Source organism: Candidatus Mesenet endosymbiont of Agriotes lineatus (assembly GCF_964019585.1).
In the GTDB taxonomy this organism is placed as follows: domain Bacteria; phylum Pseudomonadota; class Alphaproteobacteria; order Rickettsiales; family Anaplasmataceae; genus Mesenet.
In genome coordinates this window covers 1,054,039-1,070,962 of the sequence record NZ_OZ026454.1, presented here as the reverse complement: position 1 = coordinate 1,070,962, position 16,924 = coordinate 1,054,039, and the positions used below count along the sequence as shown (strand labels likewise).

Genomic DNA, 16,924 nt, shown 5'->3' with positions numbered 1-16,924 from the left:
ATGTTATATTTCAAGCTGCGTGTTTTTACAGCAGAGGTTATGAAATCTATATAACTGCTATTTAGTTACCTGAGCTTTAAGTAAGTCTGTATCAAGTGAGCTTTGATATGAGTTAAAGGGGGCATGCACTACAACATCTTTTGAGACGTTTATGTTATGACCTTCTAACACTGTATTTTCCAAAACCATTGATTTAGAAGCGCTAGGGCCAGCTTGTTCCAATAAACCTTCAGAAGATATGATTGAATGATCTGTTATGCCAGTATCTGCGCTAACAGAGCTCTTTGGTCCTTTAGGCTTGGACTTGCCATTTTCTAGCGTTGTAGAGTTTAGGTTATCTATTTTTCTTTGAAAAAGATCATCAACTGTTACCAGACCTGATCCAGTTCTTAGTACATTTGGAATATCATAATCTCTTGTACTTGCTATTTCAATATCTGTTCTAAACTCTGTCATGGTAATATCTGTTTGTGTAAACTTTTCTGAACTCATTACATCGTGCTTAATCACATTGTGACATGTCAACTCCTCTAATACATCTTTATCTTCTATAGAATTATCTGCCTGTGTATGTATACCTTTTAATTTTACACACCTATCTAGAGTACATGTTATACAGTAACGTGCAAGTGCACAAAAAATCATGGTACATACAAAGTATGCAACTAGTGCACATGACATTGCTATAGCTTGACTATCTTTCTTATCGATTATCATCATAAAAACAGCTATTATAGCATGTGGTACAATAATAAAAATTACACCACATGCTGTATACATGCCAAAATTATCAATATCATGATAAGACACTTTTCCGCTTTTGCTATTTTTCACATATAAATGGAAGCTATATTTGCTATTTTTTACTCTCAACATATTCCCCCCTTAATAACTTGAACCTGAGTCATGCTAATACCAGCATATTGACTCAATGTAAACTAAATTATTGCTTATAGTTTTTTGAGTAAATTGTTAAACTTATCATCATGCATTTTATAAATTAAGATATTGCCCATATGATAGAATTAGCTTAACATCAGGTAACTTAAATATAATTAAGAGTAAGTATGGGGAAATATAGTGAATTTCTTGGTGGAAGCAGAAGTGTTATGGTACCAACAGGAGCTGTACTGATAGGGCTAGCTTTATTTGGACCATTCAGTAATCAAAATAAATTTATTATTGGTGTTACAGGTTACTTATTGTTTTTTCCTTGTTAAAGCTATACCATGACTATAAATACGCTTGCTACTATGATAGTAAGTTAAGAAAAGCTTGCGATACAGTACTACTCAGTGCCCCTATAATAACTGCTACTATACTAGTTGGTATTGGCTTCTTCAATATGAGCGATAGTCAAATATTAGAAGCAATAGGTTTTGGTATGATATCTGCTATTGCTTGTCTTTGTTGTTACAGTATCATTGATGATATTATTCCATATCCTCAAAACGAGTTTGAACAAACTCTTATATCTGATATAACGGATAAGGAATGTGAAATTACTAGTCTGTTTTAGTTATTATACTTTATTTGAACTCATTTAAACATGGAAATTAATTATAAACATGATTTATTACGTATTGAAGACGTAAGCTTACTAGATATAGCTATAGAGATAGGAACACCTTTTTACTGTTATTCACTTAATTCCATCTGTAAAAACTACAGAGAATTTACAGATAATATTCCAGATAGCATGATCTGCTATGCAGTTAAAGCAAATCCTAACATTGCAATTATTAAGGCTATTGCTAGCATGGGTGGTGGAGCTGATGTTGTCTCTGGTGGAGAGATAAGGCGCGCTATAGCAGCTAAGGTTTCAGTAGATAAAATAGTCTTTTCCGGAGTTGGTAAAACAAGGGAAGAAATAGAATTTGCTTTAGATAATAACATTTATCAAATTAATGCTGAATCCAAAGAAGAGTTAGAATTAATAAATCAAGTAGCGTCTAACAAGGGAATCAGAGCTTCAGTTGCTGTTAGAATTAACCCTAACATTGATGCTAAAACCAACAATAAAATCACTACAGGGCTTAAAACAAATAAATTTGGTATATCTGAAGAATATGTTGATGAGATTTTTGCCAGAGACTTTTCTAATATCGATTTATTTGGTATCTCTGTTCATATCGGTTCTCAAATTTCCAATCTAAATATATTTTTAGAAACAATTAACAAGGTTAAAACGATCATATCTAGAATTAAAAAATATGGGCGTAAAATCTCCAAAGTTGATTTAGGTGGAGGACTAGGTATTACATATGCTAATGATGATAACGTTCCAGGTATTGCTGAATATACTAGATTACTTAGGGAAAATATTTGCAATTTAGGTTATAAAATAATATGTGAACCGGGCAGAGCTATTGTTGGTAATGCCGGTGTTTTAGTTACTAAAGTTCTATATACAAAAAGCAATGATATTGTAAAACATGTGGTAGTGGATGCAGGCATGAACGATTTGATTCGTCCAGCACTATATGGCAGCAAACACAAAATAGTTCCAGTTAAAAAGAATGAAGACTTGCAAGAAGAAGAGGTTGATATAGTTGGTCCTATCTGTGAGTCTGACGATGTTTTTGCCTATAAATACAAAATGCAGCAAGTAACTTCAGGTGATATATTGGCTATATGCGATGTAGGTGCATATGGAGCTTCTATGTCTTCAACTTATAACTCTAGGCTACTTATTCCTGAAGTGCTAGTAAACGGTAACCAATTTGCCATAATTAGAAAACGTGGATCATATGAGGAAATGTTAAGTCAAGATATAATGCCTAACTGGAAAAATTTTGAGTAACTTAATTTTGTTTAAAAAACAAGTAGGTTTATTGATTATACACATAATTTCCTAAAACATTTTTTGGTATATGAGGTTCTCCACGAAAGTTTTTTACGTTATTAAATTTATTTTTGCACGTAAAAAATTTCTTATCACAGCCAGCAGTGATAGAGTATTGGTCTTTTTCTAAAATTTTATGCGGCGCCTGCATAAAAAGTGTAACGTTTCCTTTTTGATATTCTCGAATGGTAAAGGTTAAGCCGCTATTTGCTCCACTGGCAAATTTAACTATTCCATATTTGTAATAATCATTATCTTCTGTTAAATTTTCATCTTGAAAATTATGATTATTTACCACTGATGTTACTGCACCAGATTTAGTAAATTTATTGCTATTTAACTTACACTTATTATCACAAAACTCTGCTCTACATAAGGTTGAATACAACTTTCCTATATTTTGCGTAAGTTTAGTTGATAGCCCGTGAATTTGGGCTACAAACCTACCGTTGCTGAGTGTTATTCTTCCTAAAGCACCATAATGCATGTTTAAGATTCCCTGACTTAAGTTGTTATAATTAACTAAAAATATCTCAATTTGCGCAAAGTCATACTTTCCTGCTAATATATCTTCTTCTTTTATACTATTGCTACTTAGCACTCCTTCTATTTCTAAGTTATCGATTGCCAGATCGGAGTTACTTACAATAGTACTTGCAGTAAAACCTGCATGTGATTGATAAATTACATTATCTATTGTTAAGTTCTTATCACAGTCAGTAAAACCCATAACTTTATTGTTAGTTAGTGTTAATTTCCAACATGTTGCAATGCTTAGCACTGAGCTAGATAAATGTTTTTTTAATTCTTTAGTAATGTTTTTCATATGATTAGAAATGTAATGCTAAATTGTGATTGTAATAGTGAAATAGTCTCTTATGCCATCACTTTTAAAACTAAAATTAAACACAGTGTAAATTGACAGATATTATGCTATAAAGGATATAAATCATCTTGATAAGGGGGGGTATGTCACTTGATAATCAATTAATAGATGCAGTTAAAAGTGAGGATATAAAGAAAGTAGAATCTTTATTAAATGAGGGGGCAAATCCTAATGCTTATCTTCCACCAGAAAATGCAGCTGTATTCCTTACTGATATATATGTAAAAGAGTTTGCAGAAACACTTTTACATAAGACGAATGGAAATGCAGTAACAGTGTGGCACATTGCTGCCTCATCTGAAAATGAGAAAATAATAAAGTTGTTTTTAGAAAAGGGGGCAGATGTTAACGCTCGAGATAATTATGATACAACGGCTTTGCATATTGCTGCTGAGTTTGGAAATAGGGAAATAGTAGAGCTGTTTTTAAGAAATGGAGCAGATGTTAATGCTCGAGATAGTTTTAATACAGCACCCTTGCATTTTGCTGCTGAGTCTGGAGATGAGGAAATAGTAAGATTGCTTTTAGAAAATGGAGCAGATGTTAATGCTAAAGATAATTTTAATACAACGGCTTTACATTCTGCCGCTGATTATGGAGATAGGGAAACAGTAGAGTTACTTTTAGAAAAGGGGGCAGATGTTAGTGCTCGAGATAATGTTAATGCAACAGCTTTGCACCTTGCTGCTGAGTCTGGAGATGAACAAATAGTAAGAATGTTGCTTTTAGGGAAGAAAATAAATGTCGATGCTCGAGAAGGTAATTATGGTGCAACGGCTTTGCACGTTGCTATTACATATGAAGATGAGGAAATAGTAAGATTGCTTTTAGAAAAGGAAGCAGATGTTAATGCTAAAGATAATTTTAATACAACGGCTTTGCATCTTGCTGTTGAGCGTGGAAATGATCAGATAATAAGGTTGCTTTTAGAAAATGGAGCAAATGTTAATGCTCAAGATAATTTTGGAATAGTAGCATTGTATTTTGCTGTTATATGCAGAAATGAGCAAATAGTAAGATTGCTTTTAGAAAATGGAGCTAATACTGATATTAAAGATTATCGTAGTGAAGCAACAGCTTTGCACTATGCTACCATTTATAGACACAAAGAAATGGTGGAATTACTTTTAAAATATAGAGCAAATGTTAACGCTCAAAATCACTGTGGAATGACTATTCTGCATATTGCTGCTGAGTCTGGAGATGAGGAAATAGTAAGGTTGCTTTTAGAAAATGGAGCTAATATTGATGTTAAAGATTATCGTAGTGAAACAACAGCTTTGCACTATGCTACTATTTATCGACATAAAGAAATAATAAAATTGCTTTTAAAATGCAGGGCAGATATTAATGCTCAAGACGAATATGGAATGACTGCTTTGCATATTACTGCTGAGTATGGAGATGAGGAAATGATAAGGTTGCTTTTAGAGGGAGGGGCAAACACTAATATTCAAAATAGTTTAGGAGCAACAGCTTTTGACTTAGTTGTTAAATATAAGCAAACAGAAAATTTTTTTTTATTTTTACTTTATGGTCACGATATAGGTAAAGAAGACCAAAGTATAAGGGATATAGTGGAAAGTAATCCTATGTTTAAAGATTGCCTTACAGTGTTTAAAAAAATTGCAGCAATACCTTACTTAGACAAATTAATAGAGATAAATAAAAGTAGAGATAAAAAAGAAAATGCAAAAGTTATTTATGAATGTGTAAACAACAAAGTTAAGCAACAACAGTTCATTGAAGAATTAATTAAGATGGTTAAAAGTATCAAGAAAGATTTTAACTCTGATGAGAGGCTATCCTTTATATGTAGAGAATTAGTAATCTTTATAGAGCGTTTATGTGAGCAATGCTTATTAGAGCATAAAAAAGATGCATTTAGAACCGGTGCCCTTGCTGAACTCTTAAGATTAGAATTGCTAAGAATGAAAAAAGGGAACTTTGACCTTAACAAGAAAATGGCAATACAAGATTATGGCTTTATTAAGGGAAGTAATGATGCATTAAATCTGAGCGTAGTATGCAAATCTATCAATACAGAAGCTAGGCAGCATGCAGAGATCAGTTTGCAAAAACGAAAAAGGGAGATCAGTGGACTACCTCATGAACTGCAAAGGTTACTAGTTGAAGTTGAGGTAGAAGAGCCCCCAAGAAAACGTCAACGTATAGAATAGAGACAATGAAGAATTTCCTAATTATACAGAGGCCCCAACATACAAAAACAGCTTCAAAAGATTTTGAAGAAACAATGAAATTTTGCAAATTTTTGCCTCCATAGATTTTTAAGTAATTACAGCTCATCCACTAGAGGTGATAGGATAAGGATTTAAAATGCCAGCAGTTAAGAAAAAAAACAATGCAAACATTGGATGTACAAAAAATGGCAGAAAAAAACTCGGAGCGCAAAACTCTATCGGAAATGGCTAAATTTTAGGGTAATATTAATTTTCTAACAATACATAGAGGATTAAAAAAAGACCTACGGATATAAAGAAAGAGATGAAATTTAAAGGAATTGTGAAGATAATACAGAACTATTGCCAAAAATGCCATAAAATCTGGAAAATAAGTAATGGAACGACCTTTGAAGGAACACTTGGTTTGGGCAATTTGTAACGCCAATTTCTTTTGACAATTCCATAAATTCAAAAAAATCAGTGGCTTTATTTCCACCATGACTTAATCTCACTATTGGTTTGCTATCAACAACCTGCTTTTTATGTGTAGTTCGGATTATTATGAGAATTGCTATAAATCTTGGCAGTTAAGTATTTTAGTTCAGTTAGATTTACACTACTGATCTAATTGAATCGACAAACCAAGAAAAAACCAATTTACTAGTATTTGTATAAACAATGTGCTATAAAGAGGGTAAATGTTATATCAAATTAGACATTAATTATTCCTCAGCTTCTTCCCAGAAAATTGAGCTGCGCTAAAAATTCAGTTGACATAGTTTGTTGTACCTGAAAAAGTTTTATTTAAAGCACTTTACTAAAAATATTATTAATACGATTTGAAAAAGCACTGGTATCGCCTATTTCTTCACCTTCAATAATACAAGCCTGATAAAATAGTAAGTGTATAATATCCTCCAACATAGAGCTTTCACCATCTTTAATATAATGCTTAATGATTCCCTTAATTATGGGATGCTTAACATTAATTTCCAAAATTTTTGCACTTTTATAACTCAGTTGCTTTTGCTCACGTAAAAAGCGCTCCATTCTAATATCCATACCACTTTCACCAGCTGCAAGGCATACAGGGCTGCTAGTTAACTTTTTTGAGACCTTAACACTACTAACTGAATCCCCTAATACTTTAGTAAAGTATTTAATTAATGAATCTACCTCTTCTTCGCTACTCTCACCTGAAGACTCATCTTTTTTGCCTTCATCACTTTCTTGCACAGAGAACTTGTCTAAGTCCGTATCAACACGAGTTATAGATTTTAATTTATACTTTTGATACTCAGTCACAACGCTTGTCCAGAAGTCATCAACTGGATCAACAAGCAGTAGTACTTCAAGCTCCCTGCTAATAAAACCCTCAAGTTGTGGGCTCTTTTTTATTGTTTCTATATTATTGCCAGTAAGGTAATATATATTGTCCTGATCTGACTTCATTCTCTTTATGTAATCTTCAATACTAACTAATTCTAATATATTATCCTTATTAACTAGTTCTGATGTATTATCATCTTTAGGTTTTGGTCTTATACTATAAAAGCGACATACAGAAAGTAGTTTTTCTCTTCCATCTGTATCCATTGCTTCACATAAGCCTTCTTTTAAAACAGCACCAAAATTATCCCAAAATTTTATATAATCACTTAAATCTTCCTCTGCTCTTTTCTTAAGTGCAGACATTACCTTTTTTATTAAGGATTGTCTTATCGTTCCAACAACTTTATTGTTCTGTAGTGTTTCTCTACTAATATTTAAAGGTAAGTCTGGTGAATCAACAGCGCCTTTTAAAAAACGCAAATATCGTGGTATAATTTCCACGTTATCTTCGGTAATAAAAACTTTATTAGCATAAAGTTTAACAGAACAACGTCTATCTGGGTGGAATAAATCAAAGGGTTTTATTGAAGGAATATAGAGCAAATTCGTAAACTCTATCGTACCCTCATTTTTATTATGTAATATCATCCATGGTTCACCACCAACATGGGCAACACTGCGAAAAAATTCATTATGCTCTTCTTGTGTAATATCATTTTTAGCTCTAGTCCAGATTGCAGATTTGCTATTTAACTTCTCGCTATTACCTTTTTCATCTATGAATTCAATAGGAAAAGCAATATGATCAGAGTAAGTCGTTATAATGTGTTCTATACGAAACTTATCTAAAAATTCTTGCTCTTCAGGACGCAGAAAAAGTGTTATTTCTGTCCCTCTTAGTGATTCTTCATCTAAACTCTTTACTATAAACTCACCGTCGCCTTTCGATTTCCATAGCCAAGATTCTTTCTCTTCAGCTTTTCTTGATTTGACAATAACTTCCGATGCAACCATAAACGCTGAATAAAATCCTACACCAAATTTTCCTATCAGCTCCACCGCTTGATTGGTGTCTTTATTACCTTTAATTACATCTAAGAATTTTTGTGTACCAGAACTAGCAATTGTACCCAGATTCTCTACTAAGTCTTGCTTATTCATTCCTATACCATTGTCAGTGATGCAAAGCTTATGATTTTCTTTATCAACTTTAATTGTAATCTTAAGCTCATCTTGTGAATCAACTAAATCTGGGTTAGTTATAGAACTAACGCGTAGCTTTTCACATGCATCAGAAGCGTTAGATATGAGCTCACGTAAGAAAATATCTTTATTTGTATAGAGAGAATGTATAACTATATTTAATACCTTCCCTACCTCAGCATCAAACTTTAATTTTTCTGCTACACTATTCATTGGCTACACCACAAATTTCTATCATCTAGGATCTAATCATCATTTGAGTGCTTTTCAAGTGTACATTCTACTAAAATTAGCGAGATTTTGCATTACACTCTATCTATAGTAAGCGTAAAACCCACTATTTTATCATTGTATAAATAGTTTAGCTGCCAAAACATGCTTAAAACTAGCTATAGCAAATTTTAACTTGAAAAAGAATTATCAATTACCACTAGCTAAAGTTGGTGGTTTGAAGAAACGCTTATAAAGCAAGTTTTAAAACTCTAAAATATTGCAATTATTCTTGTTCTTCAATATACCTTTGCACATCTGTAAAATTGACATTGTGACAGCAAATTACCCAAATACCTTTTTCTTAGTTGCCCAAATTCCTGTTTAATATATTGTTGGATATTTGGAGATATAGAATATGTATATGATCAGGTTCTACATAATTTGCATTCTCTGATAATTCCTCTCTGACCTGTAAATATCTGTATTTAGTACAATTAGATCCATATCAAATCACTAAAATACTAAAGCTTAAGCTAACTACATAAATAATATTTACCAATCAATATTCTTATCACTTTCTTTGATTTGTAATATAGATACTAAACTGATCATTGCAGAGAAGATTATATAAAATCCAGGGGAGATCTTAATTCCTGTTGCCATTACAAGCCAGGCGCATATTAAAGGTGAGAATCCACCAAAAAATCCTGCTGAAATATTATGTGCTAAACTCAAACCAGTATATCTAACTTTTGTTGGAAATAATTCGCACACAACTGCGTTATATACACCAAATGATGCTGCACTAGGCACAGCAAACATCAAATACGCAAATATAATAGCTAGATAGCTATTAGAGTGTAGCATAAAAAAAGCTGGAAAACTGGTCATAGCGAGTGTAACACAAGAGAATATCATTATAGTTTTTTTTCCTACTTTATCAGATAAAATAGCAAAAGATACAGCAAGCATTCCATACAGTAGATTGCCAAAAATTTCTATTATGTAAGTAATATCAAAATTTTCTGGTGATATTTCTCTTACGTAAGTTTTGAAAAATACTAAAAGAGCATAGACAGAAGCATTTTGAGCAATGCCAATTCCTATGGATATAAGCACTGGTCTTTTGTAGTATTTAATAAACTCTAAGATTGGTGATTTTGATAAGTTCTTTTTATTTACTTGATATGCATAGCTTTCATCAAAGATAAATCTTGTACATACAGCAAAAAATCCCATAAACAAGCAAAATATAAATGGTAATCTCCATCCCCAAGAATCAAAATCAGATGTTTTTTTGCAGATTACTATTACTATTAAACTAATCACAGAACCAAGCATTCCACTTAAAATTTTGATACTACCAAGAAAACTTAGATTCTTTTTATTATCTGCATTTTCAATTAAAAAAACTGAGCTGCCTGCTTCTCCTCCCATTGCCATTCCTTGCAATAAACGAAGTGTTGCTATAAGCAGTGATGCAAATATTCCTATATTTCTATAGCTCGGTACAAATGCAATAAGTGCAGATGAGGCGGACATAAGTAATGTTGAGGTAAGTAGTGCAATTCTTCTGCCGTGCTTATCACCAATATGCCCAAATATAATTGCGCCAAATGGCCTTGCTAAAAAACCAATAGCAAAAACACTAAAGGCTTTTATTAAACCTATGTAATAGCCTTCTGATGAAAAGAAAACATCACTTATTATATAAATTAAGGTGCCAAATAAAGTATAATCGTACCATAAAACTACGTTGCAAATTACACTTGAGATTATTGCTTTCTTAATGTTTTTCATTTTTATAAGATTTCTGTCAATAGTTGTAAGTTTACTTATGTTTTAGAAAATACTTTATAGAATTCTTTCTGCAAAATTTCATCAATTGCGTCTAAGGAAGTTTCAATTCCTAATTTCTTCATAGAAGTTATTCCATATTCTCTAATACCGCAAGGGATTATACTGCTATAGTGAGATAGATCAGGGTGAACATTTAAGGCAATACCATGATATGTAACCCACTTTCTTATCTTTATGCCAAAAGCTGCGATCTTCTCTTCTTTTCCATTTGTATTTACCCACACTCCTATGCGGTCACTTTTAAACTCTCCATAGATCGACAAATGGTATAAGCTGTTTATTATCCAAGTACTTAAATTTTTGATATATAGCTTTATGTCACATTTATTTCTTTTTTTAAGATCAAGCATTGCATAGATTACCCGTTGCCCTGGACCATGGTAAGTATATCTACCTCCACGACCAGTTTGAAAGACAGGAATGGTTATATTTGCACTGATCTCTGCTGCATCTGCACTGATGCCTGCTGTATATATTGCTGAATGTTCAAGTAGCCAAACTAGCTCTGGTTTTATTCCTTCAGAAATCATCTTAACCCTTTTTTCCATAAATTCTACAGCACTTAAATATTCAACTGGTTTATCTGATTTTAGCCATTCTACCATGGGCATATAGGAACTAGAGCTATTAGTTTCTTACAAGCTAAAATAGAAACAAGCAATATATAAGGTTATATTTATTAATAAATTAGCATTATTTTAATAAAAAATAAGTATAATTTGTAAATTAATTAATAAATAAGATTATGGCTACAGATCATTATACACGTCTTGGAATTAAAAAAGAAAAATTTTATGAACTTGATGAGAAGGAAAAAAAAGAATTAGTTGATAAGCAATTTAGAGGATTAGCTGGAAGTTTATTTAGTAAACTACTCAGTATCTTTTTTCCTGGTTTGGCTGAAAAGCGGCTAATAAAATTGAAAGAAGCGATGGATATATTAAAAAAAGATGACACTAAAGCAAACTTAACAGTAGATTATAATAACAATCAATCTCAAGAAGCAATTAAGAACAATAGCACCAAACCTTTGAATCTTGAGGAGAAAATAGAACAAAAGAAAAAAGAATTGGAAGAAATTAAGGATGGAAGAGAAACTCAAAAATATGATGTAACTAATAAAATTATAGAACATCTTGAAAGTGAGTTAAAAGGCTTGATGGAGAGGGTACTGGAAATCAAAGCAGCTAAAATTAATGACCTTAATTTAAAGCTTGAAGGAACTAAAGGTAGAGATAATCGTAATAATATTAAAAGCGATATAGTTCAAATTGCTAATGAACGTTCAAAGTTACTTAAGGAACTTAATGATCTAGATAGCAAACAACCTAAAAAAGAAGTGGGTCAACAGGATGAATTAACTAATATTCCTCCTAAGTTTACTAACGTATCAACAGAAAAAAACTTAGAAGTTTTAAAAGAGCAGTTTAAAAAGGGATTAGAAAAAATTGGAATTGATATTAAAGGAATGGGTCACAAAGAAGTATTAGAAAAATTAAAAGACAATTTTCTACTTAATGCTCAATATGAAATGATAAAGAAATTTGAAGGAAAATCAGAACAACCTGAGCAGGAAAAATCAGAACAGCAGGCTAAATCAGGTGCTAAAAAAGGTGTAAGCAATAAAGCAGTTAGAATTCCTCTTACTAAGAATGTACAAAAACTTGTTAGTAATGCATCTGAAGAAGGCATTAATTTTGCACAACGAGAGCTTAATAGAACAGGAGAAGCATCAGAGCAGCAAAAAGGCAATGGTAGGTCAATATGATTTACTATTTATAAAGTGCATTTGCTAATTTGCAAAATTGTTCAATGTTTAAATCTTCTGGGCGCTTACTGCCTTCAATTTCTGTTGCGTTTAAGAGGGCATCTGTATTATGAGATATTTCTTTTAAGCTACTGCTGAGCATTTTTCGCCTTTTGTTGAACACAGCATTCATTACCTTTTTAAGGGTACAAATATCAACTGAGAATCTAGGAGAAGGAAGAGGCGTGATTGTAACAACAGCAGAATCTACCTTTGGCTTAGGAAAAAATACTTCGGGTTTTAGATCAAATTCTTTTTTGACATCGCAAAACAGTTGAGTAAGTATTGAGAGCCTACCGTATGATTTGGAGTTAGGAGTAGCAACAATACGGTCAGCTACTTCTTTTTGAAACATTAAAGTCAAACTAGTAAAGAAATTTATATCTTCTAACCATTTAAGCAGCAAAACCACTGAGACATTGTAAGGTAGATTGGCAATAACCTTAACTGGTTTATCTACTAGCTCTCGCTCTTTAACATGCAGGGCATCAGCGTTTAAAATCTGATACTTACCAACATAATTTTCAATTAAGCTGCTATGCTTTAAGATTAGTGATTCATCTTTTTCTATAGATAAAAGGTACTTGGGACTGCATTTTAATATGGACCTTGTGAGAGAGCCAAATCCAGGACCGACCTCAATTACATTAAACTCACTTAAATCACCAGCAAGTGCAGCTATTTTATCTGTAATATCGCTTGATAGAATGAAGTTTTGGCCTAATTTTTTCTTTGGTTTAATCAATTGGACTAATATAGATAGCCTAAATTTTATATTAAAAATTTACTTATTTTTCAATATATAAAAGATCCAAGATGCAAAATAACAAAAGCTATAATTATTAGCAGTAAAAACAGATAAGTTTTACTACTGCTTGCATATGAGTTATTCTGCTGTTCAATTATATTATCAGCTATTCTATTTAATTTTTTCATAATCTGTGGTACTTCTTGTATAGTTTTGACTAAACACGATTCTTTCATTTTTTCAATACATCTATTTCTTTGATTCTCTTGTTTTTCTATCCAAAGCTGAACCACTTGCCAGACATTAATACTTGGATGTAACCTGCGACATATGCCTTCCACTAAAATCATAGTTTTTTGCAGCAATAGAAGTTCTAATTGTATATCCATATTGAAGTCAGCAGTGATTTTAAATAGCTGCGTGAGTAAATTAGCAAATGAAATGTTTTCTATTTCTCTACCAACAATGGGTTCCCCTATTGCTCTGCAAGCTGTAATAAAATTACTATACTTTTCTGAAACATATCCAGCTTGAAAATGGATTTTAGCGACGTGGCTGTAATCTCGCTTTACAAAACCTTTTATGATTTCTGCAACATACATTGAAGTGCTACGATCTATTCTTCCCATTATGCCAAAATCTACCATGACAATTTTGTTATTTTCAGTAACCATTAAATTGCCAGGGTGCATATCTGCGTGAAAAAAACAGTCCCTATATACCTGATTGCAAAACAAAGTTATGAGGTTTTCTGCAACTTGTTTGCAGTCATTTAACTTGTGAATTTCATATATTGGGGTTGCATCTACCCACTCTAAAGTTAAAACACGTCTTGAAGTTCTACTCCAATCCACTTTGGGAATATAAATTTCCTCATCACTATGCATATTTTCTCTAAGCTCTGAAGCATTTGCCGCTTCAAAACGTAAATCTAGCTCTAAACGACAGATTTCAGAAAACGTTTGCACAAGTTGTACGGGTTTAAAGCGGTGTGAATTCTTGCTAATTTTTTGGGTCAAGCTTGCAAGCCACATTAGCATTTTTATATCGCACGAGAATATTTTTTCAATGCTAGGTCTTAAAACTTTTACAGCTACAAGTTTACCGTCCTTCGTTACAGCTTTGTGAACTTGTGCAATTGACGCTGCTGCAACTGGTTTTTCGGAAAAATCTAAGAATAGGCTATCAATTGAACAACCAAACTCACTTTCAATAATTTGAACAACTTTCTTATAAGAGAAAGGTGGCAGCTTATCACACAAAGACAGCAGACTATTTGTTATATCTTCACCTAAAATGTCAACCCGTGCAGAGAGTGATTGCCCAAATTTGATAAAAATTGGACCAAGTTTTTGCAGAGCAGTCTTTATCTTATTACCTTTAATTGTGTTTTGGATTGATCTGTTTGTATATGAACAAAAGAGCAGATTATAGCGGATTAGAACTATCAGTATGTTTACAAAACGAATAACACTTCCGATCATGTTTCAAAATAACCACGAAATATTGTGATAAAATTTCTATCTTTTTCAATTTCATTTGGCATCCCTTGGCAATAAACAAAGCAATTTATGCACATTACATTATCAGAATAACGCAGAGCACAACGCAAATCATGAGATGTCATGATGATGGATATTGATCTTTTTTTAACCAATTTAGAAATTAAATCATAAAACTTTACTTTTGCATTAATGTCCATAAAGCTAACAGGTTCATCTAGAATTATCAAATCAGGACTGGACATTAAACAACGTGCCAGCAATACAAGTTGCATTTGCCCTGCAGAAAGCTCCGATAACTGCTGGTCTAATATGCTCTCAATATTGACATCCTTAATGATATCATCAATATCTACTTTCCTTCTTAGTAGGCTATATAGAAGAAAATATTCAACTGTCATTGGCATTAAGTTGTTAATTACAAAACTTTGTGGGAGGTAACTAATTACAATATTGTCCATATACTCAATGCAACCAGTATAGTTTTTATGTATTCCTACTAGTATCCGCACTAGAGAAGTTTTACCACCTCCATTAGGACCAAGTATGGTAAAGATTTCACCTTTCTTGACTAACATGTCGATATTTCTTATTACTTGTTTATTTCTGTATGAAAAAGATAGATTCTTTACAATTAGAACATAATCATCTACACAAATTGAGCTATCGATATCACTTAAACTATTATGAAACACGTCTTTCTCTTTTTATTACTTGTTTTAATACAATCAAACGCTAACTCTCATCCCCCTAAAATTATTGCAACGATAAAACCAATACATTCCCTTGTTGCTTCTGTCACATATGGGGTTACAGAGCCAGAGCTGCTAATTGATGATGTAGTATCAATACATGATTATATGTTAAAACCTTCAAATGCAAACAAATTAGAGCATAGCGATGTTATATTTTACGTTTCTGATCAGCTAGAAACATTTATAAAAAACATTAGGAGAAAAACACTAGTTGCACTCTCACAAAAAGTAGATCTTCTACCATTAAGATCGACCTGCATGCATACTAAAAATGTAAAAGACTTTCATGTTTGGTTAAGTCCAGAAAACGCAAAAATAATGGTTAATCATATTAGCTCAATACTTAGTGAGGTTGATAAAGCAAATTCTTGGATTTATAAAAAGAATGCTGAAGAAACCATAGAAAGGATAGAAAGAAATGCACAAGAAATTAAAAGAGAGCTAAGCAGCTCAAAGGATCAGCCGTATATTGTAGTGCATGATGCCTATCAATATTTTGAAAAATATTTTAATTTGTCAGCACCAAGAGGAATTCTCCCTTTAGGAGATGAGGCATCAATCAAAATTAGTACTATAAACAAAATAAAAAGAATAATAAAAGAAAATAATATAAGATGTATATTCTCCGAACCACAAGAGCAATATGTAAGAAGCAGCATCTTTACAAATAGTGTTGAGATTAAGATACTTGATCCAATTGGTAATAATATTACTCCAGGAAAAGAAGCATATTTTGCTATTATGAGCAGTATTGCAAAAAATTTTAAAGCATGTTTCAACTAAAAAACTTTTATCTATTGCTCTATTAAAAGTATTTAAAGTGGCAATTTTTCTATAGCATACTTTAAAGCTTCAGTATTGAAGTATAGGTTTAAAATTCGAGTTCAAGTTATTTTTTAGTTTGTCATAAAAAATAGAAAATATTTGTGATTAATTACGTTCATTTATATGATGGTATATTGCCCACTTGAAAGTATTATAATGATAATGTGGAATTATTTTAAACAAAAACTACCTAACTTACTAACACTCTCCCGTGTTTTGGCAATACCTATGATGATATCTAGTTTTTATATTGAAAGCCAGTACACCTGTTGGATAACAATATCAATATTTCTATTTGCATGTATTACTGATTTTTTTGATGGCTATTTAGCACGTGTATGGGATGTACAGTCAGAATTTGGCAAATTATTTGACCCAATAGCTGATAAATTAATAGTTATTTCTACAATAATTATGTTGATCTACAAACAAAAAATAAATGATTTTACCGTGATACCATCGATAATTATAGTTTGCAGGGAAATTTTAGTATCAGGACTGAGGGAGTATTCAACTATTAGAATACCTGTTAGCAAAATTGGAAAAGTAAAAACTTTCTTTCAAATGATAGCTGTGATAATGCTGATTACTGATAATTATTCAATTGTTAAATATATAGGAAGTATATGTTTATGGATTGCAGCAATAACTGCAATATGGTCATGCTATAACTATATTATACAAGGGTTTTATCAAACTAGTAGCAAGCTTAAGTAAAATATTGACTATTTAACCTAAAGTAGATATAATTTAATGTTAAGGTGT

General features: G+C 32.0%; 15 protein-coding genes. 7 read left to right on the top strand and 8 right to left on the bottom strand.

The window, feature by feature from the left end:
* Positions 1–57: 57 nt before the first annotated feature.
* Positions 58–876 carry a hypothetical protein gene (locus AACL19_RS04945; RefSeq protein ID WP_339045400.1) on the bottom strand — a complete coding sequence of 273 codons (819 nt, stop codon included), beginning with the start codon at positions 874–876 and terminating at the stop codon, positions 58–60.
* A 191-nt stretch (positions 877–1,067) separates the two neighbouring features.
* Between AACL19_RS04945 and AACL19_RS04940 the strand changes: the two genes are divergently transcribed.
* Genes AACL19_RS04940 through lysA form a run of 3 tightly spaced genes read left to right on the top strand, consistent with a single transcriptional unit; the run spans position 1,068 to position 2,803 of the window.
* Positions 1,068–1,220: a hypothetical protein gene (locus AACL19_RS04940; RefSeq protein WP_339045399.1), complete on the top strand. Its 153-nt coding sequence runs from the start codon at positions 1,068–1,070 to the stop codon at positions 1,218–1,220.
* Positions 1,214–1,519, top strand: a complete 306-nt coding sequence (locus AACL19_RS04935) for a hypothetical protein (protein ID WP_339045398.1) — start codon at positions 1,214–1,216, stop codon at positions 1,517–1,519. The genes AACL19_RS04940 and AACL19_RS04935 overlap by 7 nt, the downstream gene beginning before the upstream one ends.
* A 30-nt stretch (positions 1,520–1,549) precedes the next feature.
* Positions 1,550–2,803, top strand: a complete 1,254-nt coding sequence (gene lysA / locus AACL19_RS04930; protein WP_339045397.1) for a diaminopimelate decarboxylase — start codon at positions 1,550–1,552, stop codon at positions 2,801–2,803.
* A gap of 28 nt (positions 2,804–2,831) precedes the next feature.
* On the opposite strand, the gene AACL19_RS04925 is transcribed toward lysA, so the two are convergent.
* Positions 2,832–3,671, bottom strand: a complete 840-nt coding sequence (locus AACL19_RS04925) for a DUF2163 domain-containing protein (RefSeq protein WP_339045396.1) — start codon at positions 3,669–3,671, stop codon at positions 2,832–2,834.
* Positions 3,672–3,814: 143 nt separating this feature from the next.
* On the opposite strand from AACL19_RS04925, the gene AACL19_RS04920 reads away from it, so the two are divergent.
* Entirely contained in the window at positions 3,815–5,911 is a 2,097-nt protein-coding gene (locus AACL19_RS04920) for an ankyrin repeat domain-containing protein (protein WP_339045395.1), read from the top strand.
* 807 nt (positions 5,912–6,718) lie between these two features.
* Here the strand turns inward: AACL19_RS04920 and htpG are convergent.
* The 3 genes from htpG to lipB form a co-directional block, all read right to left on the bottom strand.
* On the bottom strand, positions 6,719–8,662 hold the full coding sequence (gene htpG / locus AACL19_RS04915) for a molecular chaperone HtpG (protein ID WP_339045394.1): 1,944 nt from the start codon (positions 8,660–8,662) through the stop codon (positions 6,719–6,721).
* 552 nt (positions 8,663–9,214) lie between these two features.
* The gene (locus AACL19_RS04910; RefSeq protein WP_339045393.1) at positions 9,215–10,462 is read right to left on the bottom strand and encodes an MFS transporter; all 1,248 of its coding nucleotides are present in this window, start codon (positions 10,460–10,462) and stop codon (positions 9,215–9,217) included.
* A 35-nt stretch (positions 10,463–10,497) separates the two neighbouring features.
* Positions 10,498–11,133 carry a lipoyl(octanoyl) transferase LipB gene (lipB, locus tag AACL19_RS04905; protein WP_339045392.1) on the bottom strand — a complete coding sequence of 212 codons (636 nt, stop codon included), beginning with the start codon at positions 11,131–11,133 and terminating at the stop codon, positions 10,498–10,500.
* Positions 11,134–11,267: 134 nt separating this feature from the next.
* Here lipB and AACL19_RS04900 point away from each other — a divergent pair, with 134 nt between their 5' ends.
* Entirely contained in the window at positions 11,268–12,290 is a 1,023-nt protein-coding gene (locus tag AACL19_RS04900) for a hypothetical protein (RefSeq protein ID WP_339045391.1), read from the top strand.
* Between the two features lie 4 nt (positions 12,291–12,294).
* Here the strand turns inward: AACL19_RS04900 and rsmA are convergent, their stop codons facing one another.
* Genes rsmA through AACL19_RS04885 form a run of 3 tightly spaced genes read right to left on the bottom strand, consistent with a single transcriptional unit; the run spans position 12,295 to position 15,274 of the window.
* The gene (gene rsmA / locus AACL19_RS04895) at positions 12,295–13,074 is read right to left on the bottom strand and encodes a 16S rRNA (adenine(1518)-N(6)/adenine(1519)-N(6))-dimethyltransferase RsmA (protein WP_410519847.1); all 780 of its coding nucleotides are present in this window, start codon (positions 13,072–13,074) and stop codon (positions 12,295–12,297) included.
* A 50-nt stretch (positions 13,075–13,124) separates the two neighbouring features.
* The gene (ubiB, locus tag AACL19_RS04890) at positions 13,125–14,561 is read right to left on the bottom strand and encodes a 2-polyprenylphenol 6-hydroxylase (protein ID WP_339045390.1); all 1,437 of its coding nucleotides are present in this window, start codon (positions 14,559–14,561) and stop codon (positions 13,125–13,127) included.
* The gene (locus tag AACL19_RS04885; protein WP_339045389.1) at positions 14,558–15,274 is read right to left on the bottom strand and encodes a metal ABC transporter ATP-binding protein; all 717 of its coding nucleotides are present in this window, start codon (positions 15,272–15,274) and stop codon (positions 14,558–14,560) included. The genes ubiB and AACL19_RS04885 overlap by 4 nt, the downstream gene beginning before the upstream one ends.
* Between AACL19_RS04885 and AACL19_RS04880 the strand changes: the two genes are divergently transcribed.
* On the top strand, positions 15,266–16,117 hold the full coding sequence (locus AACL19_RS04880) for a zinc ABC transporter substrate-binding protein (protein WP_339045388.1): 852 nt from the start codon (positions 15,266–15,268) through the stop codon (positions 16,115–16,117). The genes AACL19_RS04885 and AACL19_RS04880 overlap by 9 nt on opposite strands.
* 204 nt (positions 16,118–16,321) lie before the next feature.
* Complete coding sequence (gene pgsA / locus AACL19_RS04875; protein WP_339046686.1) at positions 16,322–16,876, top strand: CDP-diacylglycerol--glycerol-3-phosphate 3-phosphatidyltransferase; 555 nt, start codon at positions 16,322–16,324, stop codon at positions 16,874–16,876.
* Positions 16,877–16,924: the final 48 nt, after the last annotated feature.